This is a genomic window from Massilia sp. TSP1-1-2 (genome assembly GCF_049896185.1).
In the GTDB taxonomy this organism is placed as follows: Bacteria; Pseudomonadota; Gammaproteobacteria; order Burkholderiales; family Burkholderiaceae_D; genus Telluria_A.
In genome coordinates this window covers 193,384-220,212 of sequence record NZ_JAFCTU010000001.1, presented here as the reverse complement: position 1 = coordinate 220,212, position 26,829 = coordinate 193,384, and the positions used below count along the sequence as shown (strand labels likewise).

The following is a 26,829-nucleotide window of genomic DNA, read 5'->3' as shown; positions in this document are numbered from 1 at the left end:
TATTAGGCAATCTTGACGCGTCCAAGTTTCAAACCAGGCGACGATTCGACAAAACGAGGCGTCGAATTCGACACGATGCAATAGGGACTGGCATCGCACTACCCACCTTCCGTCGCCGTGAAATTCGTCACGGAAATGTATGTACCAACATGGTCCTCGAGATAGTTTCACCCGCCCTGTTTCCACACGTATGCAGGCGCGTGCATTTGCTTTCGTCTGGCCAGCGTTCCCGCTTGTCATTGTTTTGGCGACATTCGTCGGATTGATTGGCTTTTTATAACTCATGTAGCTATAGTTCGCAGCACAAAAACACCGTTCCCATCAGGAGTCATGCATGACCTTAACCAGAGTCAGTCATAGCGCTGTCAAAGTGCTGTCGATCACAGCGCTGCTGCTTGCCGGCAGTGTCTTCCACGAAGAAATCATGGCGCAGGCAAACGTTGCCGTCACGCCGATTGCGCAGCCAGTCACCGATACCGGCATTGCGCTGGCCCCCGCGCGGGGCAGCGCCGTCAGCGTGGCCAGCCTGCCCGATGCGTGGGGTGGGCAGCGCAGCGGCGCCGAAGCCACGCTGTCGGATCGGGTCGTCCATTACCAGATCGCCGCTACGCTCGACCCGGTCAAGCACACGGTCGAAGGCAAACAAAAACTGACGTGGCGAAACCGCAGCAAGGTGGAAGTGCGCAGTGTCTATTTGCACCTCTACATGAACGCCTTTGAAGGCGGCGAGAGCACCTTCTTTACCGAACAGCGCAACAGCGGCAAGGGTTTTCGCACAGGCGTGGGCACCAAGCAAGGCGAATGGGGCCACATTGCGCTGCGCAGCGTGACGCAAGGCGGCGCCAAGGTTGCCTGGTCGTACGTCCATCCCGACAACGGCCCGCAGACCGACCACACGGTGGTGCGTTTCGACCTGCCGGCGGCGGTGGCACCGGGCGCCTCGACCGTCATGGACATCGATTTCCTGACCAAGCTGCCGCGCGTCATCGCCCGCACCGGTTACTTCGGCAGCTTTCACCTGGTGGGGCAATGGTTCCCGAAGATCGGCGTGCTCGAACTGCCCGGCGAACGGGGCGCAACGGCCCCGCGCTGGAACGTGCATGAGCACCACCAGGAATCCGAGTTCTACGCCGACTTCGGCAACTACGACGTCACGCTGACCGCGCCCAAGGCGTACACCATCGGCGCGACGGGCGTTTTGCAGGCGCCGCCGGTTGAAAAAAACGGCATGCTGACCCATCACTACGTGCAGGGCGACGTGCACGACTTTGCCTGGACGGCCGACAATCGCAGCGCCAAGCCGCTGCAAGAGAGCTGGACCGGCCCGGGCAGCCCGAAAGTCGCGCTGTCGGTCATTTACCCGCCGGAAATGAAAGCGAGCGCCATCGCGGCCATGAAAGCGGCCAAGGATTCGCTGGCCTACTTTTCGCGCACGCTGGGGCCGTATCCGTACAAGACGCTGACCGTCGTGGTCCCGCCTTTTAACGCTGCCGAAGCGGGCGGCATGGAGTACCCGACCTTCATGACGATCGAAGGCAAGACGCGCGTCGAACCGAAGACAATGGCCGCATTCGACATCGACTTCGTGACCATCCACGAATTTGGGCATGGCTACTTTTACGGCATCCTGGCGTCGAACGAACATGAAGAGCCGATGCTCGACGAAGGCCTGAACGAATACTGGGACCACCGCATGCTGGTCGAGCGCAAGCAGGACGTGTATCCGGTCACGCCCTTCCTGAAGGCGATCGGCATCACTTTCTCGGCCAAGGGCTTTGACGGCGAGCGCGCCGGCGCCCCGCGCGAAGAACCGGCCGATCCGATTGGCGAAAACGCCTATGACCGCCTGCAGGGCATCGGGCCGGCGTATGTACGCAGCGCCACCATGATGCGCGACCTGGAAGCGCGCCTGGGCAAGGACGCGACCGAGCGCGCATTCAAGGAATACTACAAGCGCTGGAAGTTCCGCCATCCGAGCGTGGCCGACCTGCGCGAAGCGCTGGCCGACGGCAGCGGCCAGCGCGCCGTGGTGGAAGCGGTGTTCGCGCAGCAGGTCTACGCCACCGCCAAGATCGACGACCGGGTCGACAAGTTCTCCAGCGACGAAGTGCTGCCGCAGCGCGGCACGCGCGACGTCAAGGGCACCTGGGTCGAGGAAAACGCGGACGCTGTCGACAAGCGCGTTGCCGCATTGCGCGCAGCATGGAACAAGGCCAACCCGAACGTTAAGGCGGGTACCAAAGCGGGTACCAGGGCGGCTGCGGGCCCCTTCCCTTACCGCACCAGCGTGGTGCTGCGCCGGCGCGGCGCGCCCGTGCCGCAGACGGTGCTGGTCAAGTTCGCCGACGGCAGCAGCGAGACCGTGACCTGGAACAACGAGGCGCGCTGGCAGCGCTACACCTGGCTCAAGCCGAGCCGCGCGGTGTCGGTGGAACTGGACCCGCAGCGCATGCATTACCTGGACGTGAGCAAACTGGACGACAGCCGCACGCTGAAAGCGGACACTCGCGCCTCGCGCCGTTGGAGCGCTGACCTGGCCGCCATCTTCACCCTCCTCTTTTCCCTGATTGCGAACGTATGATGAACCCGACCCCGCCATTTTCGTTTGCCGCCGTCCCGCGCGCGGCGCGCGCCGCCTTGCAATGGCGCTTGCTGCTGCTGTGGGTGTTGTGGATGCTGATCCCGACCGCCATCCTCGGGCTGACCGTTTGGCAAACGATGAGCGCGCAGCTCGACTACTCGGTGCATGCGGCCGAATTTGCCAGGCAGCTCGACCTGACCGTGTTTGCCGACCTGATGGCAGCGCACGGCAAGAACGTGGCTGCCTTCAACGTGGCCGGCGTGGTGGCGCTGATCGTCACCTTGCTCATTTCGCCGCTGCTTAGCGGCATGGCGGCAAGCGCCGCGCGCGCCCCGGCCGCGCTGGGCTTTGGCGCCTTGACCGCGGGCGGCCTGGCCGAATATCCGCGCATGCTGCGCATGCTGGTCTGGTCCGTGATTGTGCTGGGCGTGGCCGCCGCGCTGGGCGGCATCGCACTGGACGCGTCGGCCGAGTATGGGGCCGGCGCGATACTCGAGTCGAGCGCCGACCTGGCCGACTATGGCGCGCTGGCGCTCGCCGCGCTGCTGCTGGCGCTCGCGCACGCCACGCTGGACGCGGGACGCGCGGCGCTGGCGATCGAGCGGCGCCGCACGTCGGCGGTGAAGGCCTGGTGGTCGGGCTGCAAGCTGCTGCTCAAGCGTCCGCTGGCCACTTTCGGGGGATATTTTTTGATCAGCGCTGTCGGCCTGGCGCTGGCGGGGGCGCTCGTTATCGGGCGCATCAACGTCTCGGGCGCCAGCCTGGCGGGCTTTCTCGGCGCGCTGCTGCTGGTGCAGGTCACGGTGGCGGTGCTGGGCTGGATGCGCAGCGCGCGCCTGTTCGTGCTGGTAGAACTGGCGCGCTCGCAGCGTGGGTAAAAAGCGGCGCGTTCTTGAAGAGCCCGCGCAATCGATATAACCAGTCCCCGCACCACATCGTCCTCGCACACGCGGGGACCCATAGAACGGGTCAACTGAGCAACAAAAAGGGGCTAGTTCACGTACGCGAGGACGATGTAACCCTGCTGCACCGTTACCCATTTAAAACAACCCCGAATGCCGGCACGGCCCAAGGCACACCATCACGTACCGCGTTTGCCCCGGGCGCTATCCGCAGCTTTTTTGGCCGCCGCTTCCGCCGCCTTGGCCGCCTTGGCCGCCATCTCGGCCGCGTGCTCGGCCAGCCTCAGCTCGCGCGTCTCGGGCGTTTCCAAACTAATCCGCCCCAGCGTCCCGGTGCGGTAATCCTGCAAGAAAATATGGGACGCCTTTTCAAAATCCAGGTCGCCCCCCTTCTGCCGATACCCCCTGCGCGCGGCCACGCCCTCGACGACCGCAATGCCGTCCAGCCCCTCGGTCTTGAACCCATAACGCGCCGTCAACAACTGCGGATACTTGGCCAACAATTGCTCGGCCAAAAACACCGCCACCTCATCCTCGATCAGCGCATTGGACCCGATCGCGTGACTGGCGGCGAGCATCAAGCCATCGCTGGCCAGCGCAATCTTGGGCCACAGCATGCCGGGCGTATCGACCAGAATAATGTTCTTGCCCAAATAGAGCTTCTGCTGCATCTTGGTCACGGCCGGCTCATCGCCCACCTTGGCCACTTTTTTCTTGAGCAGCGCGTTCATCAAGGTCGACTTGCCGACGTTGGGAATACCCATGATCATGATGCGCAGCGGCTTGGTCGGCACGCCCCGGTGCGGCGCGAGCGACAGGCACAGCTCGGGAATTTTGGCCACGTCGCCCGGTTTTTTGGTCGTCATCGCATACGCGGTCACGCCCTCCTGGCGATTGTAATAAGCGCTCCACGCGGCGGTGGCGGCCGGATCGGCCAGATCGACCTTGTTGAGGATCTTCAGACAAGGCCGCTGGCGAAACAGGCGCAGCTCCTCGACCATCGGATTGCAGCTCGCCTCGGGCAGGCGGGCGTCCAGGACCTCGATGACCAGGTCGGTGTTCTCCATCTGTTCGGCCGCCTTCTTGCGGGCGGCGTTCATGTGGCCTGGGTACCATTGTATCGACATGCTTGCTTTCAAATTCGCGTGGACAAGGCGCTATTTTACGCGGCTATGGCAGGCAGGCGCTTTTTGGCGCCGCCAGCGCCGGATCGAACTGCCCCAGCGCGGCCTTGGCCAGCGCCACATCCTTGGCAAACTCCACCAGATGGCGCGCGCGCTCTTCGCTGTGCCACTCGGCGTCGGAAAAGCCCGCCAGCGGATGCGGCTTGCCAACCACCACCTTGCCTTCCAGGCGCGGCAACAGCGCGCGGTCGGGGTCGACATTTTCCTTGAGCAGGTAGCCGTCCACATCGCGCAGCGTCAGCGGCAGCGCCGCTTCCTTGTCGCGCAACAGTTTGCCAAACACGGTCAGCTTGAGCTCGGCGGGACCGGCCGCCAGCACGTCATTGAAGCTGGCGATTGCAAACGGACGCCCCTTGGCGTCGTCCACCCTGCCCTGCACCACGTAGCGCCCGGCCTTGAGCACGTTGGCCTTCAGGTAGTACACCAGCGCGCCGTCTTCGACCGCTTCGCGCGCCTGGCCGGTCCAGGTGGCGGGCAGCTCGGGCGTATAAATCACGTCGAACAGCACGAAGCCATTCTTGCCGGCCACGCTGTAGCGCAGCTCGGTGCGGATGGTGCCGTTGAAGCTGGCCAGGCCAGTCTGGGCCGGCGCCAGGATGCCGGCCAAGGCGCCGTCGCCGGCCACCGCGTCGGCGCCCTCGCCATCGTCGGCGAACGCCAGCGCGATCTGGGCGCTGGCGCGCTGGCCCGTGTAGGTGACGCCCTGGGCGGCGGCGCGCGTGATGACCAGCGATAGCGCCTTGCCCTGGGCGTCGACGGCGCGCACCGAAAAGGCGACCGTTTCGCCCGAGGCCATGAACACGCGCGACTGCGAGGTCTGGATCTGCACGGCGGCGTCGGCCGAGCCGTCGGCGCCGCGCAACGCGTGCTCGTCGGTCACGGGTGCGTTCGGATAGACCTGGTCGGGGTGCTCGCTGATCGGACGCGAGACGGGGGGATATTTGGTGTCGCCCGCGTAGGTGCAGTAGGTGGTGTCGGCCAGCGCCACTTGCGCCAGCAGCGCCCGGCGCCGCTCGGCTTTGGCGACCGGGGTGTCCGCGCTGGCTTGGCCTGCGCTGTCAATGGCAGGCTGACCGGCAGCGCGCATGGACGGCGCCGCAGGCTGCGGGGCGGCGACGCCATCCTGAGCGCCGGACCACCAGGCCGCAGTGGCGACGATGATCGCCGCTGCGGCCCCGCCCAGCAAGACTGCCTTAGAAGGCACTGTTGACCATGGCGCTGCGCACTACCCCGACGATGCCGCCCCAGTTGCCGTTGGCGTAGTGGTTGTACGCTTCGGCGTCATCCCGAAAGGCCACCGAATGGTTGGTCCACTTGGCCTTGCCTCCTTCATTGGCCGCGATGCCCAGCGTCAGGTCGTTGCAGAACCAGTCGCTCGGATTGCAAAAGCCGGCGCCGCCGGAGCCGGACACGCCACCGGTGCTGTGATAGGCAACCACTTCATCGTCCTGGCCCGGCAGGATGGCCGAGTAAGCGGTGCCCTTGGCCCCGGCGTACATGTAAAACATCACGCCGCGCGTGACGTTATGGTCGTACATGGCGCGCGCGGTGGCCGTTTTCAGGTCCGACACCAGCGGCTCGCCGGTGGTCCAGGAACCGGCGTCGGACAATTCGGTGCCGCCGGCGGCGCCCGAGGCGGTGCGCACCCACTTGATGTTCCAGCCGGTCTGCGCGCCGCCGTCGCTGTTGCCGCACACGCCGCCGCTGGCCGTGGCCGGGTTTTTCTTCATGCGCGAGGAGGCGCCGTAATTGGCCAGCGTGTAGCCCATCATAAGGTCGCCGGCGCTGTGGGTGGCGACGTAGCACCAGTTGGCGCCCGTGCAAAAGCAGTCGAGCGCGTCGCGGATCTTGCTGTTTTGCGAAGCGATGCTGCTGCGCCCATCCCAGTTGACCGACTTTTTATTCACGCCGGCGGCCGTGCCGCCCGGCCCCCAGTAGCTAAAGCTGTTGTAGTCGCCCACCACGCCGCCGCCGGTGCGCCCATTGATCCACAAGGAATAATTCTCGGCACTGGCCTGGGTGCTCACTGCTGCCAGACAAACCAGGCACATCGACATCAACTTACGCATGAATCCACTCATTTAATTCTCCTGTAGGTACTGCGGCGGGAAAAAATAGTACGACCGTGCTAACGGTTAGCCATGAGGCTACCGTTGTAATTGAGTTATGTCAAATATGTATGTCCGATATTCAGGATGCGTATACTCGATGTGTATACTTTCCGCTACATTTCGTGAAAATCAATCCAGCTCGGCCAGTACTTTGACGTGCGCGACGACGCTGCGCCCCAGTGCCGACAGGTTGTAGCCCCCTTCCAGGCAGCTGACAATGCGCCCGCCCGCGTGCACGCGGGCCACCTGCATGATGGCGCGCGTGATCCACGCGTAGTCCTCCTCGACCAGACCCATGCCGCCGATGTCGTCCTCCCGGTGGGCGTCGAAACCGGCTGAAATAAAGATCATTTTAGGCGCAAACGCGTGCAGCGCCGGCAGCCACTGCTCGCTGACCAGTTTGCGCACCACCTCGCCCGTGCTGCGCGCCGGCACCGGGATATTGACCCAGGTCGCCGTCTGCGGTTCAGGTTCGCTGTACGGATAAAACGGGTGCTGGTAAAAGCTGGCCATCAGCACGCGCGGGTCGGCCCGGAACGATTCGGCGGTGCCGTTGCCGTGGTGGACGTCAAAGTCGATGATGGCCACGCGCGCCAGGCCATGGACGTCGAGCGCATGGCGCGCGGCGATGGCCACGTTATTGAATAAACAAAAACCCATCGATTGCGTGGGCCGCGCATGGTGGCCGGGCGGGCGCGTGGCGCAAAAGGCGTTGGCCAGGCTGCCGTCGATGACGGCGTCGGTGGCGGCCAGCGCGGCGCCGGCGGCGCGCAGCGCGGCGCGGTAGCTGTGCGCGCACAGCAAGGTGTCGCCGTCGAGCGGATAGTGCTCCCCTTCCAGCGTGGGGGTATGCTCGCGCACCAGCGCCACCATGGCCGCGCTGTGGTTGCGCAAGATGGCCGGCAGCTCGGCCGAGGGCGCCGTGCGCCGCTCGACCAGGCCGTCAATACGGGCGGCGATCAGCTGGTCTTCAATCGCTTGCAGGCGGGCGGGGGATTCGGGATGCCACTCGCCCATGTCGTGGGCGCTGCATTCGGGATGGCTGAAAATGGCTGTGCTCATGGTCGATTCTGTCGCGCCCGTCATCAATGTTGCACCGGATGCGCCGTTCTCGAATAGAATCGGGAAACATGTCGTGATGACGGATAAGGTGGGTGCCGATAGGCGCTATTTTACAATGCCTGAACGACAACCGCCGTGCCGTGCCCCCATAAAGACAATCCCATGTTCAAAAAATTGCATGCAGTAGCACACCAGGTCAGTCAGATCGTCGTCGGCAAGGAACTGCAGGTACGCCAGGCGCTCACCTGCCTGTTGGCCGGCGGCCACCTCTTGATCGAAGACGTGCCGGGCGTGGGCAAGACCACGCTGGCCCACGCGCTGGCCATTTCGCTGGGGCTGCAGTTCAACCGGGTGCAGTTCACCAGCGACCTGCTGCCGGCCGACGTGGCCGGCATTTCCGTCTACGAGCGCGAAAAAAACGGCTTCGTGTTCCACCCGGGCCCGATCTTTACCCAAGTGCTGCTGGCCGACGAGATCAACCGCGCCACCCCCAAGACCCAGTCCGGCCTGCTCGAAGCGATGGAAGAGCGGCAAGTGAGCGCGGACGGGGTCACGCGCGCGCTGCCCGAACCGTTTTTCGTCATCGCGACCCAAAATCCCCTGCACCAGGTGGGCACCTACGCGCTGCCCGAGTCGCAGCTGGACCGCTTTTTGATGTGCCTGTCGCTGGGCTACCCGGACGCGGCCGCCGAACGCGCGCTGCTGATGGGCGAAGACCGGCGCAGCATGTTGAAAGCGCTGCCGGCCGCGATGCAGCCGGAAGAACTGGCGCTGGCGCAAAAAGGGCTGCGCCAGATCCACGCCTCTAGCGCGCTGATCGACTACGTGCAGGCGCTGGCGCAAGCGTCGCGCCACAATGGCTTGTTTGCCGAAGGCCTGTCGCCGCGCGCGGCGATCGCATTGCTGCAGGCCGCGCGCGCCTGGGCCGCGCTCGAGGGGCGCGACCATGTGGTGCCGGAAGACGTGCAGGCCGTGCTGGTGCCGGTCTGCGCGCACCGCTTGCGCGCGTTAAAGTCGGCCAACGGCGTTGCTCTGGCCAGCCGCGACCTGGTGCTGCAGCTGCAAAAATCGGTGCCGCTCTAAGCGCCCGCGGCCCCCGTGTTTGCCACCATGTTTGCAACCGTTCGCCTGGCCGTGCGCCGCCGCGCCGACCAGTGGCTGTTCCAGCTGCGCGACGCCGAGCCGGGCGAAGTGTTTCTCAACCAGCGGCGCGTGTTCATCCTGCCCACCGGGGCCGGGATGGGCTTTGGCGTGCTGCTGCTGGTGCTGCTGATCGGCGCCACCAATTACAACCTGAGCCTGGGCTTTGCGCTGGTGTTCGCGCTGGGCGCCTGCGCCGTCGTCGACATGTACCTGACCTACCGGAACCTGGGCCAGCTGCACTTGGCGCCCGGGCGCGCCCACCCCCTGTTCGCCGGCGAAGTGGCGCAGTTCGAGCTGAGCATCGTCAACCGCAGCAAACTGGACCGCTACGCGCTGTGGGCCGATTTTTTACAGGCCGGCGAGGCGCGCTACGTGGCCGACGTGGCGGCGGGCGAGCACACGGCGCTGCTGCTGTCGGCGCCCAGCACGGCGCGCGGCTACCTGGCCGCGCCCCGGGTGCGCCTGGCCACCCGCTTTCCGCTCGGCCTGTTTCGCGCCTGGAGCTACTGGCAGCCGGACGCGCGCGCGCTGGTCTATCCGTTTCCCGAAGCGGTGGCGCCGCCGCTGCCGATGTCGGGCGTGGCCAGCGAAGACGGCCACGGCCACGCGGGCCACGACGACTTTGCCGGCATTCGCAGCTACCAGGCCGGCGACTCGCTGCGCCACATGGCGTGGCGCCAGATCGCGCGGCTCGACCCGGCGCTGGGCGGGCAACTGGTGACCAAGCATTTTGAAGGCGGCGCGATCGAGGAACTGATGCTCGATTTCGACGCCTTGCCCGCCACGCTGGCGCTGGAACTGCGCCTGTCGCGCATGACGCGCTGGGTGCTCGACGCCGAGCAGCGCGCCCTGCCCTACGGCTTTCGCCTGCACGGCCACGCATTCGCCCCGGCAGTGGGCGCGGCGCACCAGGCGGCCTGTCTGCGGGCGCTGGCGCTGTACGGCAGCAAGGAACGCCCATGATGGCGCGCCTGGCCTTGCAGCTCTCGCGCGACAAGGCGGACACCTTGCTGCTGCTGGCGGCCACGCTGCTGGTGCTGGGGCCCCATGCGGCGCACCTGCCGCCGTGGGTCTCGCTGGTGTGCGCCGCCACGCTGGCCTGGCGCGGCCTGATCACGTTCCGCGGCACCCGCATGCCGCCCACCTGGCTGCTGCTGCCGCTCGCCTTCGCGGCCATGGCCGGCATTTTCATGACCTACAAGACGCTGCTGGGGCGCGAAGCGGGCGTTGCGATGGCGGTGCTGCTGGTCGCCTTTAAAATGCTGGAAATGCACGCCCGGCGCGACCTGTTCGTGGTCATCTTCCTCTGCTTTTTCCTACTGCTGACCAATTTCTTTTACTCGCAAAGCATCGCCATGGGCGTCATGATGGTGCTTGCCATTATCGCCCTGTTGAGCGCGCAACTGACGTTCCAGTACAGCGGCGTGGTGCCGCCGCTGGGGCGCCGCCTGCTGCTGGGCGCCAAGATTTTGGGGTTCGCCGCGCCGCTGGCGCTGGCGCTGTTCTTCCTGTTCCCCCGACTCCAGGGCCCGCTGTGGGGCATGCCCGGCGACGCCACGGGCGCCCGCACGGGCCTGTCCGACAGCATGAGTCCGGGCAATATCTCGAATCTGGCCCAGTCCGACGAGATCGCCTTCAGGGTGCGCTTCAAGGCGAACGCGCCGGCCCAGTCGGGCCTGTACTGGCGCGCCGTCGTGCTGGGCGACTTCGACGGGCGCAACTGGACCCACGCAAGGCGGCGCCACCTTGGCGAATCGACCCAGCTCTCGCTTAGCGGCACCCCCGTCGACTACCAGGTCACGCTCGAGCCGCACGGCAGGACTTGGCTGTTCGCGCTCGACATGCCGGGCAGCGTGCCGGTACTGCCCGAACAGGCGGCCCTCACGCCGAATGTCGAATTGCGCGCCGGCGTGCCCATCGACAAGCGGCTGCGCTACGACGTCACGTCGTACCCGACCTACCAGCTCGACGCCGGGGTTGACCTGCCCGAGGCCGAGCGCTATCTGGCGCTGCCGCGCGGCTTCAATCCCTTGGCCATGCAGGCCGGCCTCAACTTGCAGCGCGAGCCGGACCCGGCGCGCCGGGTGGAACAGGTGCTGCGCGAGTTTCGCGACGGCGGCTACGTGTACACGCTGCAGCCGCCCAAGCTGGGACCGAACTCGGTGGATGACTTTTTATACAGTTCGAAAGCAGGCTTTTGCGAGCATTACGCCAGCGCATTTGTGTTCCTGATGCGCGCGGCCGACGTGCCGGCGCGCGTGGTGACCGGCTACCAGGGTGGCGAGCGCAACCCGGTCGATGGCTTTACGGTGGTGCGCCAGAGCGACGCGCACGCCTGGGCCGAAGTGTGGATCCGCAACAGCGGCTGGGTCCGGGTCGACCCGACCGCGGCGGTGGCGCCGGGGCGCGTGGAACGGGGCATGGCGCGCACGCTGGCCCCAAGCGAGCAGTCCGGCATCGCGCGCCTGGGCAGCCTGATCAACCTGCAGCTGGATGGCGATTCGCTGATCGGGCGCCTGCGCTATCAAATCAGCGCCATGAACAATGGCTGGAACCAGTGGGTGCTCAATTACGACCCCGAGCGGCGCCAGGGCTTGCTCGACACGCTGCTGGCGGCGCTGGGCAACTGGCGCAACCTGGCGGCGCTGGCGGCGATTGCCGCTCTGCTCGTCGTTGCGCGCAAGCTGCACGTGCGCAGGCAGGCAGATCCGGTCGATGCGCTATACTCGGCGCTCAATGTGCAGCTGGGGCGGATCGGTCTGGCGCGCGCGCCGCACGAAGGGCCGAACGCCTGGGCGCAGCGGCTGGCCGAGACGCCCCTTGCGCCGGACCGGAAAGAGCGATTGCTGCGTTTCCTGGCGCTGTACAGCGCGCACAAATACGCGGACCGCGCACCCGACGCGGCGCTGCTTACCACCATGAAAAGGCTGCTCGGCACTTCCCGATGAAATTGTTCACCACCCTGCTTTTGCTGCTGGCCGTGTCTGCCAGCGGCGCGCTGCACGCCGCACCGGTCCACCCCAAAGCCAAGGCCGAGGTCAAGGCCAAGGCCAAGGCCAAGGCCAAGGCCAAAGCCAACCCGAAGCCCAAGCCCACCATCGCCAAGCCGACACCGCGCAAAGTTGATTACGCGGGCGAGCAAGTCAATTTCGTGGAATGGAAAGCGGTCAGCGAGTTCGCCGACGAGATCGCGCTGCGCCACGGATTTGTGCGTAAGGAATTGACCGCGCTGATCGCGCAAATCCGTTACGTCGATTCGGCGGTGCAGCTGGTCAAGCCGGCGCCGGCGGGCAAACCAAAGAACATGACGGCGGTGCGCGCGCTGATGCTCGAACCGGTGCGCATCAATGCCGGCGTCGTCTTTTGGAACAGCAACGCCGACACGCTGGCGCGGGCCGAACGCGACTACGGCGTGCCTGCCGAAATCATTGCCGGCATCATCGGCATCGAAACCGTGTATGGACGCAACACGGGGCGCTTCCGCGTCCTGGACGTGCTCACCACGCTGGCGTTTGCCTATCCGGAAGCGCCGAATCAGGCCGCGCGCATGGCGTTTTTTCGGGGCGAACTGGAAAATGCCCTGGTCTTGGCGCGCAAGAACGCGATCGACCCGTTCAGCCTGCTGGGATCGTTTGCGGGCGCCATCGGCATGCCGCAGTTCATGCCGGGCAGCGTGCTCGCGTACGGCGTCGATTACGACCGGGACGGCGCCGTCAACTTGCAGAACTCGGCCCAGGACGCCATCGGCAGTGTCGCCAATTTTCTGGTGCAGCATGGCTATCAACGCGCACTGGGCGGGCCGTCCGTGTACGCGGCGCACGTGGCGCCCGACGAGCGCTGGGAGCGTTTCATCGGGCAAGGCTTGGCGGCCAAGTTTTCGCTCGACGAACTGCTCGCCGCCGGCGTGGCAAGCGCCCCCAGCCCCCCTGGCGGGCGCCTGTACGGCTTGATTGACCTGCAAAACGGGGCCGAAACGACAGAATACTGCTTGGCGACGGATAATTTTTTTGCTATCACCCAATACAATCGCAGTTACTACTATGCAATGTCGGTGCTTGAACTGGGGCGCGCGGTCAGGCTCGCGCGGGGTGCTCAGGCGCTTATGCCCGGAGAAACTTTGTAAAGAAATGTAACGAGTCCGGCAGTCTTCCCCGCCATGTCAGGCGGTAGCGCGGGGTATACTGGCGCGGGGTATCCTTGGAAGAAACGGCCCGTGCGCCCGGGAAAACTGTTTTGTGGCAACATACTGTTGCTATTCTTGCTTTTCATCCAGTACTTGCCGGTACCGTGCGGATCGAAGACTATAATTGCCCTACAATTAAACTTTCTGAAAAAACAATTAATTTTTCAGTGGTTTTGTGAGAGAATTGCACACCAACCATGTTGCGGGTAGACAACATGGTGGCCATCATTTTGTAATCTTCTATTGCTTTTGGGTACTAGATTCGAAAAGGGTTGTACAATTGTGTATAGTTTTTAAAAAGTGTTCCCTCGGATAAATTTGGCCAGCCGCACTGCGATAGTTGTAGCTACAAGCGAAGTCCGTGTATCGACCAAGCAAACAACTCACAATAGGAAGTAACGACATCATGACAAACCAAGTCGGTATTGATATGAACAGCGATTCGGATTCCGATGATCTGCTGCAATACAACCCCAACAGATTGTTGGACACCCTGATCGAGAATCTGCGTCTGAAAAACGATGCCGCCTTGTCGCGTGCGCTGGAAGTGGCGCCACCGGTGATTTCGAAGATTCGCCACCACCGCCTGCCGGTAGGCGCATCGCTGTTAATCCGGATGCACGAAGTAAGCGACCTGTCGATTCGGGACCTGCGTTATTTGATGGGCGACCGCCGCAACAAATTTCGCATCAGCGACAAGCAATTCAAGCCAAAAGAAGGCGAGCCACAGGCTTGATGAATGCGTCGCGCGAGAACAGCGCGTGACGCATTCATCACACCGTAGGGCGGAAAAGCGAAGCGCATTGCGCCATGCTTGCGTCAACGCGACGCGAACATGGCGCAATGCGCTTCGCTTTTCCGCCCTACGGTGTTACGCCAACGGTCAGCCTAGGCCGGAAACACCCCGGTCGACAAATAGCGGTCGCCGCGGTCGCACACGATAAACACGATCGTCGCATTTTCCACCGTCTGTGAAATCCTCAGCGCAATCTCGCACGCCCCGGCAGCTGAAATCCCGCAAAAGATCCCCTCTTCGGCCGCCAGCCTGCGCGCCATCTGTTCGGCCGCAGCCTGGCTCACGCTTTCAATCTGGTCCACGCGCGCCTTGTCATAAATCTTGGGCAGATACGCTTCGGGCCACTTGCGAATACCGGGAATCTGCGAGCCTTCCTCCGGCTGCGCGCCGATGATGCGCACCGCCTCATTTTGCTCCTTCAAATACTGCGACACGCCCATGATGGTCCCGGTGGTGCCCATGGCACTGACAAAATGGGTAATGCGCCCCCCGGTGTCGCGCCAGATTTCCGGCCCGGTGCCGTCATAATGGGCGCGCGGATTATCCGGGTTGCCGAACTGGTCGAGGATGATGCCCTTGCCGTCGCGCTGCATCGACTCGGCCATGTCGCGCGCATACTCCATCCCGCCCGACTTGGGCGTGAGGATGATCTGCGCGCCATACGCGGCCATGCTCTGGCGCCGCTCGATCGACAAGTATTCCGGCATCAAGAGCAGCATCTTGTAGCCGCGAATGGCGGCCGCCATGGCCAGCGCGATCCCCGTATTGCCGCTGGTCGCTTCAATCAAGGTATCGCCCGGCTTGATCTGACCGCGCTCCTCGGCGCGTTTGAGCATCGACATGGCGGCGCGGTCCTTGACCGAGCCGGCCGGATTGTCGCCCTCCATCTTGCCGAGAATAATATTATTGCGCGCAACAGCATCAGCGCCCGGCAAGCGGACTAATTGCACGAGCGGCGTATTACCGATCGTGTCTTCCAGGGTCATATAGGGCATGGGAACTCTTCTACGGTATCAACAAACCATATTCTAATCCACCGCGTCGGCCTGCGTATGCAAGCGGCCAGCTTGCCCCCACAACATCTCCCCGGGGGAGATGGCGAAAAAAAGCCCGCAGGTGGGCGCTGCGGGCAGGGTGGAATGCTTACATGCGCGCTGGCGCGGCGCCCTTCGCCTCAGCCGGCTTGGTCTTCGCGGCGGCGGCCGGCTTGGCCATCGCGGCGCCGTCCAGAGGCTTCCCGGCCACTACCAAGCCAGCCTGGGACAGCTTCGCCGCGCGCTTTTCGCCCACGCCCTTGACGCGCTTTTGAAAATCCGGCCAGTCCTTGAATTCGCCCTTGGCGCGCTCGTCGAGGATGGCCTTCGACATGCTCGGCCCGACGCCTTTCACAGCGTCGAGTCCGGCTGCGTCGGCCTTGTTGACGTCGACCTGGGCGAATGCAAAACCCATCGTGGTAACCATGGTGGCAACTGCAAGCAACAGTTTCTTGATCATCTCGGTGTTCTCCATATTGATGATGAGACGGGACGGCCCATGCCGCCCTCCCGTACCTAACGCCCTCCCCCCGCCCGGCAGTTGACCCGCACGATAGAGGCTCATCAATATCGTCAACCCTACTTGCCGAACAACTCCGCGCGCGTCACCGTCGCCGTGCCCAGCTTGCCAACCACGATGCCGCCGGCGCGGTTGGCCGTCATGATCGCGTCGGCCATCGGCATGCCCGCGCCCAGCATGGCGGCCATGGTGGCGATCACCGTGTCGCCCGCGCCCGAGACGTCATACACCTCGCGCGCGTCCGCATGCATGTGCAGCACTTCGGATGCCGTGTACAAGCTCATGCCTTCTTCGGAACGGGTCAGCAGCAAGGCATCCAAGCCAAGCGCTTCACGCAAGCCCTGGGCCTTGCTGGTGAGCTGCTCTTCGCTGTGCCAGCTGCCCACGATGCGTTTCAGTTCGGATTTATTTGGCGTGAGCACGGTGGCGCCCGCATACGGCGAAAAATCGTCGCCCTTGGGGTCGACCATGACGATCTTGCCCGCCGCGCGGCCGGCCGCGATCATCGGCGCCACGTTGACCAGGCTGCCCTTGTTGTAGTCCGACAGGATGATCACGTCATAGTCGGGCAGCAAGGCGTTAAATTGGGTGAGCTTGTCGCGCAGCACGGTGTCGGTCGGCGCATCCTCGAAATCGATGCGCAGCAACTGTTGCTGGCGCCCGATCACGCGCAGCTTGATGATGGTCGAGATCGCTTCATCGCGCTGCAAATAGCTGTGGATCCCAGACTCTTGCAGCAGCTGCGCCACCTGGGCGCCCGCTTCGTCAGCCCCCACCACCCCCAGCAAGCCGCAGTGGGCGCCCAGCGCGGCCGCATTGCGCGCCACGTTGGCGGCGCCCCCCAGGCGCTCTTCGCGCCGCTCAATGCGCACGATGGGCACCGGCGCTTCCGGCGAAATACGGCTGACGTCGCCGAACCAGTAGCGGTCGAGCATGACGTCGCCCACCACCAAAATGCGCACGGCGCCCAGGTCGGGCGCGGCAATCGGCGGGTAGCTGTCGGCAGTAAGGAGACGGCTGATCATCATTAATTCATCACGTTAAGTTCTTCGGTACGGCGCGGCGGGTAGGTTTCCCAGTTGCTGCAACCGGGACACTGCCAGTAGAACTGGCGCGCCTTGAAGCCGCAGTGGCTGCAGCGGTAGCGCGCCAGCTTCTGGGTGTAGCCGTGGATCAGGTTTTTCACCATCGACAACTCTTCCCAGATATTGGCGGGCGCGTCCATCAGGCGCGCCTCGAGCAGCTTGTCCAGGCCCAGCAGCGTTGGATTGCGTCGCAGTTCGTCCACCACCAGTTCCTTGGCCGCATCCACGCCGTCCAGCTCGATAACAGCCTTGAACACGACTTCGATCAGGTCGATCGAGGAGGCTTCGGCCAGGTAGGCGCGCAGCAGGTTGACCCCTTCCTGGGGACGGCCGACCTTGCGGTAGCCATCCATCAGGCGCGCCGCCACCAGCGCCACGTGCGGCACGCTTTGCTGCTCGACCCGGCGCCACGTCATCAAGGCGCCTTCGACGTCGCCACTGACCAGCTGGGCGTCGCCGATGAGCAAGGTGGCGCGCACGTTCTTGCGGTCGGTGTGGACCGCCTTCTCGAGCAGGGCCAGGGCGTCGGCCGTGTGCAGGTGCACCAGCGCGTCCTGGGCCAGTTCGCAGTAGAACTGGGCGATTTCCTTTTGGCGCGCGCCGGCGCCGGACTCTTGCAGGCCGATGGCAGCTTCAATGGCGCGCGTCCACTCCTTTTCACGCTGGAAAATTTCCAGCAGCGAGCGCCGCGCTTGCACCGAATACGGCGTCTCGACCAGCTGGTTGAACGTTTCCTCGGCGCGGTCGAGCAAACCCGCTTTCAGGTAATCCATGCCCAGTTCGTACTTGGCCTGGGCCCGCTGTTCGCTTGGCAAATCGGGCCGGGCCAGCAAGTTCTGGTGGACGCGGATGGCGCGCTCGATTTCGCCGCGGCGGCGAAACAGGTTGCCGAGCGCAAAGTGCATATCGGCCGTTTCCGGGTCCAGCTTGACGATTTCGATAAAGGCATCGATCGCCTTATCGGGCTGCTCGTTGAGCAGGAAGTTCAAGCCCTTGAAGTAGCCGCGCGGCAGCGTGCGCGATTCCGACAGCAATTGGCGGATATCGACGCGCGCGGTGATCCAGCCCATTGCGAAAAACAGGGGGATGCCGATCAGCATCCAGGTTTCAAATTCCATGCGGTTCTTTTGTTCTTAGTATTGTTATGGCGCGATGTGGGTATTCACACTGTCCGGCGCGGGCTGGGTGGGGCCGGTACGGGCGACGCTTTGCAGCGCCTGGATCGTGGTCTTATGCTTGCTGGTTTCGCGGCGGTGACGAAAGACGGTGGGCGTGACGGCCAGGATGCCGAACGCGGCGCCGGCGACAAAAAACGCGAGCAGCATCAACACCAAAGGCCCGCGCAATTCATAGCCGAGGAAGAAATTCAGGTCGACCGGATGATCGTTTTTCATCGCGAAGCCGAAAAACAGGATGAACAGAATGACGCCGACGATGGAGGAAACGAATTTCATCAGAACTGCCCGGGGTAAAGTGATCGTGAGGCTTGCATATTACACCAAATAGATAGGCACTAAATTACCCCCACATCGTCCTCGCGCACGCGAGGACGATGTGGTGGTCGCGCAGGCATAAAAAAACGGCACCCGAAGATGCCGTCTCTGGAAGTCGCCAAACGACTCAGTCCTCGATAATCGGTTGCCCGACCATCGCGTCGACCCGCTCGCGCAATTGCTTGCCCGGCTTGAAGTGGGGCACCCGTTTTTCAGGCACCATCACCTTGTCGCCGGACTTGGGATTGCGCCCAATGCGGGGCGGCCGGCTGTTCAGGGCGAAACTCCCAAAACCACGGATCTCGATGCGCTGGCCAGTCGATAAAGCATTGGTCATTGCATCAAGAATGGTCTTGACAGCATATTCCGCATCCTTGGCCACCAGCTGAGAATAACGCTCAGCGAGGCGGTTGATCAGTTCGGACTTCGTCATCTGGCAAGGCTCCCGATCTCAGTGCTGCACTTAGTTCTTGTTGTCGAACTTAGCTTTGAGCAGTGCGCCCAGGCTGGTGGTGCCCGAAGCGGCATTGCTGTCCGAGGTCGACGCCATTTTCTGCATCGCTTCCTGGGTCTCGACATTGTCTTTCGCCTTGATCGACAGCTGGATGCTGCGAGCCTTGCGGTCAATGTTGATCACCAGTGCTTCAACGCTGTCGCCAACCTTCAGGTGGGTGCCAGCATCTTCAACACGGTCACGCGAGATTTCGGAAGCGCGCAGGTAGCCTTCGACTTCTTCGGACAGGCCAATGACGGCGCCTTTAGGCTCGACCGACTTGACCGTACCCGTTACCAGGGAGCCTTTGTCGTTCATTGCCGCGAAGTTGTTGAACGGGTCGCCTTCGAGCTGCTTGACGCCCAGGGAAACGCGCTCGCGCTCGACGTCGATGGCCAGCACGATGGCTTCCAGCTCGTCGCCTTTCTTGAAACGGCGCACTGCTTCTTCGCCCGTTTCGGTCCAGGACAGGTCGGACAGGTGCACCAGACCGTCGATGTTGCCGGCCAGGCCAATGAACACGCCGAAGTCGGTGATCGACTTGATTGCGCCACGGACTTTGTCGCCCTTTTTATGGGTAACGCCGAAGTCATCCCACGGATTGGCTTTGCACTGCTTCATGCCCAGCGAAATACGGCGGCGCTCTTCGTCGATCTCGAGAACCATGACTTCCACTTCGTCGCCCAGCTGGACAACTTTGTTTGGCGCCACGTTCTTGTTGGTCCAGTCCATTTCGGAAACGTGGACCAGGCCTTCGATACCCTGCTCGACTTCAACGAATGCGCCGTAGTCGGTGAGGTTCGTGACTTTACCGAACAGGCGGGTGCTCTGTGGGTAACGACGGGACAGACCGGTCCAAGGATCGTCGCCCAGTTGCTTGACGCCCAGCGACACGCGGTTCTTTTCCTGATCGTACTTCAAGACCTTGGCGGTGATTTCCTGGCCAACCGTCAACACTTCCGACGGGTGACGTACACGGCGCCATGCCAGGTCGGTGATGTGCAGCAAGCCATCGATACCGCCCAGATCCACGAACGCGCCGTAGTCGGTGATATTTTTGACGATACCGGTAACAACCGTACCTTCTTTGAGCGTTTCCATCAGCTTCTGGCGCTCTTCGCCCATCGAAGCTTCGATCACGGCGCGGCGCGACAGAACGACGTTGTTACGCTTGCGGTCGAGCTTGATGACCTTGAATTCGAGCGTCTTGCCTTCGAACGGGGTGGTGTCCTTGACAGGGCGGGTATCGACCAGGGAACCTGGCAGGAACGCGCGAATGCCGTTGGTCAGAACGGTCAGGCCGCCCTTGACTTTGCCATTGACGGTACCGATGACGATTTCGCCCGATTCCATGGCTTTTTCCAGTGCCAGCCACGATGCGAGGCGCTTGGCCTTGTCGCGCGACAGGATGGTATCGCCGAAGCCGTTTTCCAGCGATTCAATCGCTACGGAAACGAAATCGCCGACTTGAACTTCCAGTTCGCCCTGGTCGTTCTTGAATTCTTCGATAGGAATGAAAGCTTCCGACTTCAGGCCAGCGTTGACGATCACGAAATTGTGGTCGAGGCGCACGACTTCAGCGGAGATGACTTCACCGGAGCGCATATCTTGACGCGACAACGATTCCTCAAACAGGGCTGCAAAACTTTCCATACCGCTTACTTCAGTTGTTGCTGTTGACATATGATTTACACGAGTTAGCCAGCAGAGTTCGCACGACGCGACTTAAACTGGGTTAGGTTGAACCACGCCTGCACAAGCACTATTGCCTGGTCAGGCACCTGCTACCGCTATTTGACTGCTGCGTAGTATTTCAGCACTTCCTCAAGGGCCTCATCGGCCGTCATATTGGAAGTATCCAGAATATGCGCCCCCTCCGCCGGCACCAGCGGGGCAATCGCGCGATTCGTATCACGGTCGTCGCGCGCTTGCAAATCCGACAGAAGGTCTTCCATGCTAGCAGAAAATCCCTTGTCAATCAATTGCTTATATCTGCGTTGCGCCCTGGCCGCAACGCTCGCGGTGAGATACACCTTCAATTTTGCATTGGGGAAAATCACCGTCCCCATGTCGCGCCCGTCGGCAACTAGCCCCGGCATCTTGCGAAAGTTCAGCTGCAGCGCGAACAGGGCTTGCCGGACGGTGGGGAAAGCGGCTATTTTCGATGCCATGTTGCCAACGGCTTCGGCGCGGATGGCTTGGGTCACGTTTTCATGGGAGAGAAAGATTTCGCCCTGGTCGAAGTGGACCGGCAAGTGCTCGGCGATCTTGGCCAGTGCGTGCTCGTCGCTCAAGGGCGTGTCGCGTCGGATCGCCATCAGGGCGGTCAGGCGGTACAGTGCGCCGGAGTCGAGGTAGTGGAACTTGAGGCGGTCGGCCACTTTGTGGGCGACGGTTCCCTTGCCCGAGGCGGTCGGACCGTCGATGGTGATGACTGGGATGTGGGTTGTTGGCATTGTTATTAACCTTGTTAGCTTAAAAGCAGCACGTTCCATGGGTCGGCGCCCACGAAGCTGTTGTAAAAGGGGCATCTGCGCAAAGTTACATCGTCCTCGCGCAGGTGCGAGGACGATGTCGTTTTGATTTTCGAAGTCTCACATATCGCGATTTATGGGTAGCCAGTTGGTTCTGGAGCATTCTGCAATACCGTCACACGCGACGTAGAAACGCACTTAAAACAGCTCTTCCCGCGCAATCGCGGCAAACGCCTCAAAATAATCCGGAAACGTCTTGGCTACGCACTTGGGATCGAGAATACGCATCTGATTGCCGCGGCGCGCCTTGCCGTCCAGCGTGGCAAGCGAAAAACACATCGCCATGCGGTGATCGTCATAGGTCTCGATGGTGGCTGCGGCGATCACCTCCGGCGGCGTGATGGAAATGAAATCGGCCCCTTCCACCACCACCGCCCCCAGCTTGCGCAGTTCGGTCGCCATGGCCGCCAGGCGATCGGTTTCCTTCACGCGCCAGCTGGCGATATTGCGCAATGTACTGGTGCCGTCCGCATACAAGGCGGCCACGGCAATCGTCATCGCCGCATCGGGAATATGATTGAAGTCGGCGTCGATCGCCTTCAGGACACCGTTCGAAGTCGCCTCGATCCAGTTGTCGCCCCGGGTGATGGTGGCGCCCATCTGCTCGAGCGCCTCGGCAAAGCGCACGTCGCCCTGGATGCTGTCGCGGCCAACGCCTTCCACCCGCACCGGACCGCCGCCAATCGCACCGGCTGCCAAGAAGTACGAGGCCGACGACGCATCGCCTTCCACGTGGATCTCGCCCGGACTGACATATTTTTGCCCCGGCTGCACGGTGAACGACTGCCAGCCGTCCTGCTCCACCGTCACGCCGAAGCGGCGCATCAGGTTCAGCGTGATCTCGATGTATGGCTTGGAAATGAGTTCGCCGACCACGTCAATCGAGACCGGATGCTCCCTGGCCATCAGCGGCGCGGCCATCAGAATCGCCGTCAAGAACTGGCTCGACACATTGCCGCGCACCGACATGCGCTCGGCATGGATATGCCCGCGCCGGATGCGCAGCGGCGGATAGCCTTGCACGCCGGTGTATTCGATCTGCGCGCCGACCGCATTCAAGGCGTCGACCAGGTCGCCGATGGGCCGCTCGTGCATGCGCGAGACGCCATGCAGCGTAAAGTCGCCGCCGATGACCGCCAGCGCCGCCGTCAGCGGCCGGATCGCGGTGCCCGCGTTCCCCATGAACAGATCGGCCGTGTGATGCGGCAGCACGCCGCCGCCACCGTACACCATGTGGGTATGGTCGTTCACCTGGTTCCACTCGATGCCAAGCGAGCGCAGCGCGCCCAGCATGACGAGCGTGTCGTCGGACGCGAGCAGGTCGTGGATCAGCGTAGTGCCTTCGGCCAGCGCGGCCAGCAGCAAAATGCGGTTGGAAATGCTTTTCGATCCGGGCAGACGGACCACGCCCTCCACGTGCATGACGGGCTTGATGTCGATGTGCTGCGGATAGTGTTTTTGCTGCATTGTGGGTGATCCTATTCTGCGGTGTCGGGTGATGCGGGTGCTTCTGCGGCCTCGATGGCTTCGATCCAGCGGCAGCGGGCGCGCTGCGCGTTGGCGTAGACGGCTTCAATGCCGGCGCCGTCGCCGGCGGCCAGCATGGCGCGCAAGCCTGTCAATTGTGCCAGATAGGCGTCCAGCTCGGCCAAAAGCGCGGGCTGGTTGGCCAGCGTGATGTCGCGCCACATTTCCGGCGAGGAACCGGCGATGCGGGTAAAGTCCCGAAAGCCGCTGGCCGCGAACTGGAACAGCAAAGCGGCATGCGGCTTGGCGGCGATGTCGTTGACCAGCGCGTAGGCAAGCAAATGCGGCAGGTGCGAGACCGAGGCGAAGACCTTGTCATGCTCCTGCGGCGTGAGGTGATGGATGACGGCGCCGCACGCCGTCCAGGCGGCGGCAACGCGCGCCACATCGGCTGCGGCGTTCTCGGTCAAGGGCGTGAGCACCGTCTTTTTGCCCTGGTACAGGTCGACGATGGCCGCGTCCGGACCGTTGGTTTCGCGTCCCGCAATCGGGTGGCCCGGCACGAACTGCCCTACCCGCTCGCCCAGCGCCGCGCGCGCCGCCTGCGCCACGTCGGTCTTGGTGCTGCCCGCGTCCGTGATGACGGTGTGCGGCTCGAGGAACGGCAGCATGGAAGCGAGAATGCGACCGGTCTGCGCAACTGGCGCTGCGATCAGCACCAGGTCGGCGCCCTGCATTGCCGCCTCGATGGAAGCCACTTGGTCAACGATGCCCAGTTCAAGCGCGCGCGCCAGCGCTGCGTGGGACCGCCCCACGCCGACCAGCGTCTTGACCGCACCGGCGGCGCGCAAGGCGCGCGCGAACGAGCCTCCGATCAGTCCAACGCCGACAATGACGACCTTATTCATCACTCAGGACAGCGCCTTTTTCAATGCCGTGATGAAGACCGCATTTTCCTGCGGCAGGCCGATCGAGATGCGCAGCCACTGCGGCAAGCCGTAATTGCCCACCGGGCGCACGATCACGCCCTGCTTGAGCAAAGCCAGGTTCACGCGCGCGCCAGCGCCGTCATCACTACCAACCTTGACCAGCACAAAATTGCCGAACGATGGCACATACTGCAAGCCCAGTTCATCGAACGCTTCAATGAATTGCGCGTAGCCGGCGGCGTTGTTCTTGGCGCCCTGCTCCAGGAAGGCCTTGTCGTTGAGCGCCGCAATCGCCGCTGCCTGGGCCATGGAATTGACATTGAACGGCTGGCGAATGCGGTTCATCAAATCGGTCAGCGCCGGCTGGGCGATGGCAAAGCCGACCCGCAAACCGGCCAGGCCATAGGCCTTGGAAAAGGTGCGCGAGACCAGCAGGTTGGGATACTTTTTGGCCCACTGGGCCGACTCGAACTGCTGCTCGGGCGCGAGGAACTCGTTGTAGGCTTCGTCAAGCACCACCACCACGCCAGCGGGCACCTTGGCCAAGAAAGCTTCGATCTCGGCGGCGGGAATAAAGGTGCCGGTTGGGTTGTTCGGATTGGCGATGAAGACCAGGCGCGTGTCGGCGTCAATCGCCGCGGCCATGGCGTCCAGGTCGTGCCCATAGTCTTTGGCGCCAACCACGATCGCGCGCGCACCCACTCCCTGAGTCGCCAGCGCATAGACGGCGAACGAATACTGCGCGTAGACCACGGCCTGGCCTTTCTGCACAAACGCGTGGGCCGCGATCTCCAGGATGTCGTTCGAGCCATTGCCCAGCGTGATCCAGTCGGCCGGCACGTCGTAGCGCTTGGCCAGCGCCGCCTTCAAGTCAAAACCGTTGGCGTCCGGGTAGCGGCCCAGGTCGGCCACGGCCGCAGCCATGGCCCGCTTGCTCGACTCGGGCACGCCGAACGGATTTTCGTTGGAAGCGAGCTTGACGATATTTGCTTCGTCAAGGCCGAACTCGCGCGCCACTTCGGCGATGGGTTTGCCGGCCTGGTAGGGGGCGATGGCGCGAACGTATTCTGGACCGAATTGCTGTGGCATGGACTGTCTCTTTATGATTTAGGTGAGGCTGAGCGGATAGGATCCCAGCACCTTGAAAAATGCGGCGTTGTCCTTCAATTCCTCGAGCGCCTTGGCAACTGCGGGATTTTGGACGTGGCCTTCGATATCGACGTAAAAATAGTATTCCCAGGTCCCGATGCGGGCCGGGCGCGATTCAAAGCGCGTCATTGACACGCCATTCACGGCCAGGGGCGCGAGCAGGTTGTAGACGGCGCCCGCCTTGTTGGGCACGGCCAGCACCAGCGAGGTCTGGTCTTCGCCCGAAGGATTGGTCTGCAAGTGGCCGATGACGGCAAAGCGCGTGCGGTTGTGCGGGTCGTCCTGGATGTGGCCATTGACCACGCCCAGGCGGTACTGCTCGCCCGCCATTTCGCTGGCAATCGCCGCCATGGCGGGGTCCTTGCTGGCCATGACGGCCGCCTCCGCGTTGGAGGCCACCGCGCGCCGCTCCAGGGCCGGGTAATGCTGGTTCAGCCACACCTGGCACTGGGCCAGGGCCTGGGAATGGGCGCACACCACCGTCACGCCGTCCATGGTGCCGGACTTGGTCATCAGGCTGTGGTGAACGGGAATCGAGATTTCGCCGCTGATGATGGTGGTGGTGCCGAGCATCAGGTCGAGCGTGCGGTTGACCGCCCCTTCAGATGAATTTTCGATCGGGACCACGCCAAAGTCGGCGGTGCCCGCCTCGGTCGCGCGAAACACTTCGTCGATCGAGATGCACGGCAAACCCTCCACAGCGCTGCCGAACTGCTGATACACGGCCTGCTCGCTGAAGGTGCCGGACGGGCCGAGGTAAGCGACGGTAACGCGCTTTTCCAGCGAACGGCAGGCTGACATGATCTCGCGGAAAATGGTCTGCACTTCGGCGCCCTTGAGCGGACCCGGATTGCGTTCGGCCACACCGCGCAGCACCTGCGCTTCGCGTTCGGGGCGAAACACGGGGGCGTTGGTCTCGGCCTTGACGTGGCCCACTTCCTGCGCCAGTTCTGCGCGCCGGCTCAGCAATGCAAGGATTTGGGCGTCGATCGCATCGATCTGTTCGCGCAAGGGTGTCAGTTTGTCTGTCATGGGTCAGCAATATTCTGGTGGTTGGCACCGGTGGATGTTAGCGACCGGCGAACTCGTTCAAATAATCGACCAGGGCTTGCACGCCCTCGATCGGCATCGCGTTGTAGATCGATGCGCGCATACCGCCGACGGACTTGTGGCCCTTCAGTTGCAGCAGGCCGCGCGCTTTTGCGCCGGCCAGGAATTGTTCATTGCGTGTTTCGTCGCGCAGGAAAAACGGCACGTTCATGCGCGAGCGGCAGTCTTTGGCCACCCGGTTCTCGTAGAAATCATCGACGTCAATGGCAGCATACAGCAGCGCGGCCTTGGCGATGTTGCGCTTTTCCATTGCGGCCACGCCGCCCTGTCGCAGCAGGTGGGCGAACACCAGGCCGGCGATGTAGATGCCATAAGTGGGCGGCGTGTTGTACATCGAATCGTGGTCGGCGACGATTTTCCAGTCGAAGGCGGACGGGCAGATCGGCAGCGCGTGGCCGAGCAGGTCTTCGCGCACGATGACCAACGTCAGGCCCGCCGGGCCGATGTTCTTTTGGGCGCCGGCGAAAATCACGCCGTACTTGGTGACGTCGATTTCGCGCGACAGGATGTGCGAAGACATGTCGGCCACCAGCGGCGTGTCGCCCTGGATGGTGGGCACGAAGTTGTATTCCACGCCGTCGATGGTTTCGTTGGTGCAGATGTGGACATAGGCCGCGTCGCGCGTGAGCTTCCAGTATTCCTGCGGCGGCACCGACGTGAAGTGGCCGGGCTCGGACGTGGCGGCCACGTTGACGTCGGCGTAGCGCTGCGCTTCCTTGATCGACTTGCCCGACCAGGAACCGGTGTGGACAAAATCGATCGTGGCCGGCTGCGCCATGCGCGCGACCAGGTTCATGGGCACGATGGCGTTTTCGCCCAGGCCGCCGCCCTGCAGGAACAGCACCTGGTAATTGGCGGGAATCGACAGCAGCGCGCGCAGGTCGCGCACGGCAGCCTGATAGATGGAGATGAATTCGGGACCGCGATGGCTCATCTCCATGACCGACATGCCGCTGCCGTGCCAGTCGAGCATTTCAGCGGCGGCCTGTTCCAGCACTTCTTTGGGCAGCACGGCGGGGCCGGCGGAGAAATTGTAAATGTGGGTCACGGCGA

General features: G+C 63.2%; 24 protein-coding genes. 7 read left to right on the top strand and 17 right to left on the bottom strand.

Annotated features, from left to right (window positions below):
- Positions 1 to 334 precede the first annotated feature (334 nt).
- Positions 335 to 2,581 (top strand): M1 family metallopeptidase, encoded by a 2,247-nt coding sequence (locus tag ACP7BV_RS01035; RefSeq protein WP_426100593.1) that lies wholly within the window; start codon positions 335 to 337, stop codon positions 2,579 to 2,581.
- Positions 2,578 to 3,459, top strand: coding sequence for a hypothetical protein (locus ACP7BV_RS01030; RefSeq protein WP_426100591.1), 882 nt, complete (start codon positions 2,578 to 2,580; stop codon positions 3,457 to 3,459). Before ACP7BV_RS01035 ends, ACP7BV_RS01030 begins: the two co-directional genes overlap by 4 nt.
- A 203-nt stretch (positions 3,460 to 3,662) precedes the next feature.
- On the opposite strand, the gene ylqF is transcribed toward ACP7BV_RS01030, so the two are convergent.
- From ylqF to ACP7BV_RS01010, 4 genes are all read right to left on the bottom strand, one after another.
- Positions 3,663 to 4,610: a ribosome biogenesis GTPase YlqF gene (ylqF, locus tag ACP7BV_RS01025; RefSeq protein ID WP_426100589.1), complete on the bottom strand. Its 948-nt coding sequence runs from the start codon at positions 4,608 to 4,610 to the stop codon at positions 3,663 to 3,665.
- 43 nt (positions 4,611 to 4,653) lie between these two features.
- Positions 4,654 to 5,871 (bottom strand): hypothetical protein, encoded by a 1,218-nt coding sequence (locus ACP7BV_RS01020; RefSeq protein WP_426100587.1) that lies wholly within the window; start codon positions 5,869 to 5,871, stop codon positions 4,654 to 4,656.
- Positions 5,861 to 6,736 (bottom strand): hypothetical protein, encoded by an 876-nt coding sequence (locus tag ACP7BV_RS01015; protein ID WP_426100585.1) that lies wholly within the window; start codon positions 6,734 to 6,736, stop codon positions 5,861 to 5,863. The genes ACP7BV_RS01020 and ACP7BV_RS01015 overlap by 11 nt, the downstream gene beginning before the upstream one ends.
- A gap of 171 nt (positions 6,737 to 6,907) precedes the next feature.
- Positions 6,908 to 7,840 carry a histone deacetylase family protein gene (locus ACP7BV_RS01010; RefSeq protein WP_426100583.1) on the bottom strand — a complete coding sequence of 311 codons (933 nt, stop codon included), beginning with the start codon at positions 7,838 to 7,840 and terminating at the stop codon, positions 6,908 to 6,910.
- Positions 7,841 to 8,002: 162 nt separating this feature from the next.
- Here ACP7BV_RS01010 and ACP7BV_RS01005 point away from each other — a divergent pair, with 162 nt between their 5' ends.
- The 5 genes from ACP7BV_RS01005 to ACP7BV_RS00985 all read left to right on the top strand — a co-directional run bounded on the left by ACP7BV_RS01005 (position 8,003) and on the right by ACP7BV_RS00985 (position 13,902).
- Entirely contained in the window at positions 8,003 to 8,923 is a 921-nt protein-coding gene (locus ACP7BV_RS01005) for an AAA family ATPase (protein ID WP_426100581.1), read from the top strand.
- Positions 8,924 to 8,950: 27 nt separating this feature from the next.
- Entirely contained in the window at positions 8,951 to 9,946 is a 996-nt protein-coding gene (locus ACP7BV_RS01000; RefSeq protein ID WP_426100579.1) for a DUF58 domain-containing protein, read from the top strand.
- Positions 9,943 to 11,931 (top strand): transglutaminase TgpA family protein, encoded by a 1,989-nt coding sequence (locus ACP7BV_RS00995; RefSeq protein ID WP_426100578.1) that lies wholly within the window; start codon positions 9,943 to 9,945, stop codon positions 11,929 to 11,931. Before ACP7BV_RS01000 ends, ACP7BV_RS00995 begins: the two co-directional genes overlap by 4 nt.
- The gene (mltB, locus tag ACP7BV_RS00990; RefSeq protein ID WP_426100576.1) at positions 11,928 to 13,106 is read left to right on the top strand and encodes a lytic murein transglycosylase B; all 1,179 of its coding nucleotides are present in this window, start codon (positions 11,928 to 11,930) and stop codon (positions 13,104 to 13,106) included. The genes ACP7BV_RS00995 and mltB overlap by 4 nt, the downstream gene beginning before the upstream one ends.
- Before the next feature lie 466 nt (positions 13,107 to 13,572).
- Complete coding sequence (locus ACP7BV_RS00985; protein ID WP_099788908.1) at positions 13,573 to 13,902, top strand: hypothetical protein; 330 nt, start codon at positions 13,573 to 13,575, stop codon at positions 13,900 to 13,902.
- A gap of 152 nt (positions 13,903 to 14,054) precedes the next feature.
- On the opposite strand, the gene cysM is transcribed toward ACP7BV_RS00985, so the two are convergent.
- The 13 genes from cysM to serC form a co-directional block, all read right to left on the bottom strand.
- Positions 14,055 to 14,957 (bottom strand): cysteine synthase CysM, encoded by a 903-nt coding sequence (gene cysM / locus ACP7BV_RS00980; RefSeq protein ID WP_426100573.1) that lies wholly within the window; start codon positions 14,955 to 14,957, stop codon positions 14,055 to 14,057.
- A 148-nt stretch (positions 14,958 to 15,105) separates the two neighbouring features.
- Positions 15,106 to 15,456 (bottom strand): ComEA family DNA-binding protein, encoded by a 351-nt coding sequence (locus ACP7BV_RS00975; protein ID WP_426100571.1) that lies wholly within the window; start codon positions 15,454 to 15,456, stop codon positions 15,106 to 15,108.
- 119 nt (positions 15,457 to 15,575) lie between these two features.
- Positions 15,576 to 16,541: a D-glycero-beta-D-manno-heptose-7-phosphate kinase gene (rfaE1, locus tag ACP7BV_RS00970; RefSeq protein ID WP_426100965.1), complete on the bottom strand. Its 966-nt coding sequence runs from the start codon at positions 16,539 to 16,541 to the stop codon at positions 15,576 to 15,578.
- A gap of 2 nt (positions 16,542 to 16,543) precedes the next feature.
- Positions 16,544 to 17,719, bottom strand: coding sequence for a lipopolysaccharide assembly protein LapB (lapB, locus tag ACP7BV_RS00965; RefSeq protein ID WP_426100569.1), 1,176 nt, complete (start codon positions 17,717 to 17,719; stop codon positions 16,544 to 16,546).
- 24 nt (positions 17,720 to 17,743) lie between these two features.
- Positions 17,744 to 18,055, bottom strand: a complete 312-nt coding sequence (locus ACP7BV_RS00960; RefSeq protein WP_426100567.1) for a LapA family protein — start codon at positions 18,053 to 18,055, stop codon at positions 17,744 to 17,746.
- A gap of 166 nt (positions 18,056 to 18,221) precedes the next feature.
- Positions 18,222 to 18,527 carry an integration host factor subunit beta gene (locus ACP7BV_RS00955; protein ID WP_072787195.1) on the bottom strand — a complete coding sequence of 102 codons (306 nt, stop codon included), beginning with the start codon at positions 18,525 to 18,527 and terminating at the stop codon, positions 18,222 to 18,224.
- 30 nt (positions 18,528 to 18,557) lie between these two features.
- Positions 18,558 to 20,240, bottom strand: coding sequence for a 30S ribosomal protein S1 (gene rpsA / locus ACP7BV_RS00950; RefSeq protein WP_426100565.1), 1,683 nt, complete (start codon positions 20,238 to 20,240; stop codon positions 18,558 to 18,560).
- 137 nt (positions 20,241 to 20,377) lie between these two features.
- The gene (cmk, locus tag ACP7BV_RS00945; protein WP_426100563.1) at positions 20,378 to 21,043 is read right to left on the bottom strand and encodes a (d)CMP kinase; all 666 of its coding nucleotides are present in this window, start codon (positions 21,041 to 21,043) and stop codon (positions 20,378 to 20,380) included.
- 216 nt (positions 21,044 to 21,259) lie between these two features.
- Positions 21,260 to 22,588, bottom strand: coding sequence for a 3-phosphoshikimate 1-carboxyvinyltransferase (gene aroA / locus ACP7BV_RS00940; protein WP_426100561.1), 1,329 nt, complete (start codon positions 22,586 to 22,588; stop codon positions 21,260 to 21,262).
- 11 nt (positions 22,589 to 22,599) lie between these two features.
- Positions 22,600 to 23,496, bottom strand: a complete 897-nt coding sequence (locus ACP7BV_RS00935; protein WP_426100559.1) for a prephenate dehydrogenase — start codon at positions 23,494 to 23,496, stop codon at positions 22,600 to 22,602.
- 3 nt (positions 23,497 to 23,499) lie between these two features.
- Complete coding sequence (gene hisC / locus ACP7BV_RS00930; protein WP_426100557.1) at positions 23,500 to 24,606, bottom strand: histidinol-phosphate transaminase; 1,107 nt, start codon at positions 24,604 to 24,606, stop codon at positions 23,500 to 23,502.
- Between the two features lie 18 nt (positions 24,607 to 24,624).
- Positions 24,625 to 25,698, bottom strand: a complete 1,074-nt coding sequence (pheA, locus tag ACP7BV_RS00925; protein WP_426100555.1) for a prephenate dehydratase — start codon at positions 25,696 to 25,698, stop codon at positions 24,625 to 24,627.
- Between the two features lie 37 nt (positions 25,699 to 25,735).
- The gene (serC, locus tag ACP7BV_RS00920; protein WP_426100553.1) at positions 25,736 to 26,824 is read right to left on the bottom strand and encodes a 3-phosphoserine/phosphohydroxythreonine transaminase; all 1,089 of its coding nucleotides are present in this window, start codon (positions 26,822 to 26,824) and stop codon (positions 25,736 to 25,738) included.
- Between the last annotated feature and the right edge of the window lie 5 nt (positions 26,825 to 26,829).

Coding starts and splice junctions, on each gene's coding strand:
- ACP7BV_RS01035 (WP_426100593.1), top strand. CDS start 335: ATGACCTTAACCAGAGTCAGTCATAGCGCTGTCAAAGTGCTGTCGATC.
- pheA (WP_426100555.1), bottom strand. CDS start 25,698: ATGACAGACAAACTGACACCCTTGCGCGAACAGATCGATGCGATCGAC.
- ACP7BV_RS00955 (WP_072787195.1), bottom strand. CDS start 18,527: ATGACGAAGTCCGAACTGATCAACCGCCTCGCTGAGCGTTATTCTCAG.
- ACP7BV_RS01000 (WP_426100579.1), top strand. CDS start 8,951: ATGTTTGCAACCGTTCGCCTGGCCGTGCGCCGCCGCGCCGACCAGTGG.
- ACP7BV_RS01005 (WP_426100581.1), top strand. CDS start 8,003: ATGTTCAAAAAATTGCATGCAGTAGCACACCAGGTCAGTCAGATCGTC.
- ACP7BV_RS00935 (WP_426100559.1), bottom strand. CDS start 23,496: ATGAATAAGGTCGTCATTGTCGGCGTTGGACTGATCGGAGGCTCGTTC.
- ACP7BV_RS00995 (WP_426100578.1), top strand. CDS start 9,943: ATGATGGCGCGCCTGGCCTTGCAGCTCTCGCGCGACAAGGCGGACACC.
- mltB (WP_426100576.1), top strand. CDS start 11,928: ATGAAATTGTTCACCACCCTGCTTTTGCTGCTGGCCGTGTCTGCCAGC.
- ACP7BV_RS00985 (WP_099788908.1), top strand. CDS start 13,573: ATGACAAACCAAGTCGGTATTGATATGAACAGCGATTCGGATTCCGAT.
- ACP7BV_RS00960 (WP_426100567.1), bottom strand. CDS start 18,055: ATGAAATTCGTTTCCTCCATCGTCGGCGTCATTCTGTTCATCCTGTTT.
- cmk (WP_426100563.1), bottom strand. CDS start 21,043: ATGCCAACAACCCACATCCCAGTCATCACCATCGACGGTCCGACCGCC.
- cysM (WP_426100573.1), bottom strand. CDS start 14,957: ATGCCCTATATGACCCTGGAAGACACGATCGGTAATACGCCGCTCGTG.
- ACP7BV_RS00975 (WP_426100571.1), bottom strand. CDS start 15,456: ATGATCAAGAAACTGTTGCTTGCAGTTGCCACCATGGTTACCACGATG.
- rfaE1 (WP_426100965.1), bottom strand. CDS start 16,541: ATGATCAGCCGTCTCCTTACTGCCGACAGCTACCCGCCGATTGCCGCG.
- ylqF (WP_426100589.1), bottom strand. CDS start 4,610: ATGTCGATACAATGGTACCCAGGCCACATGAACGCCGCCCGCAAGAAG.
- ACP7BV_RS01030 (WP_426100591.1), top strand. CDS start 2,578: ATGATGAACCCGACCCCGCCATTTTCGTTTGCCGCCGTCCCGCGCGCG.
- lapB (WP_426100569.1), bottom strand. CDS start 17,719: ATGGAATTTGAAACCTGGATGCTGATCGGCATCCCCCTGTTTTTCGCA.
- hisC (WP_426100557.1), bottom strand. CDS start 24,606: ATGCCACAGCAATTCGGTCCAGAATACGTTCGCGCCATCGCCCCCTAC.
- rpsA (WP_426100565.1), bottom strand. CDS start 20,240: ATGGAAAGTTTTGCAGCCCTGTTTGAGGAATCGTTGTCGCGTCAAGAT.
- ACP7BV_RS01010 (WP_426100583.1), bottom strand. CDS start 7,840: ATGAGCACAGCCATTTTCAGCCATCCCGAATGCAGCGCCCACGACATG.
- aroA (WP_426100561.1), bottom strand. CDS start 22,588: ATGCAGCAAAAACACTATCCGCAGCACATCGACATCAAGCCCGTCATG.
- ACP7BV_RS01015 (WP_426100585.1), bottom strand. CDS start 6,736: ATGCGTAAGTTGATGTCGATGTGCCTGGTTTGTCTGGCAGCAGTGAGC.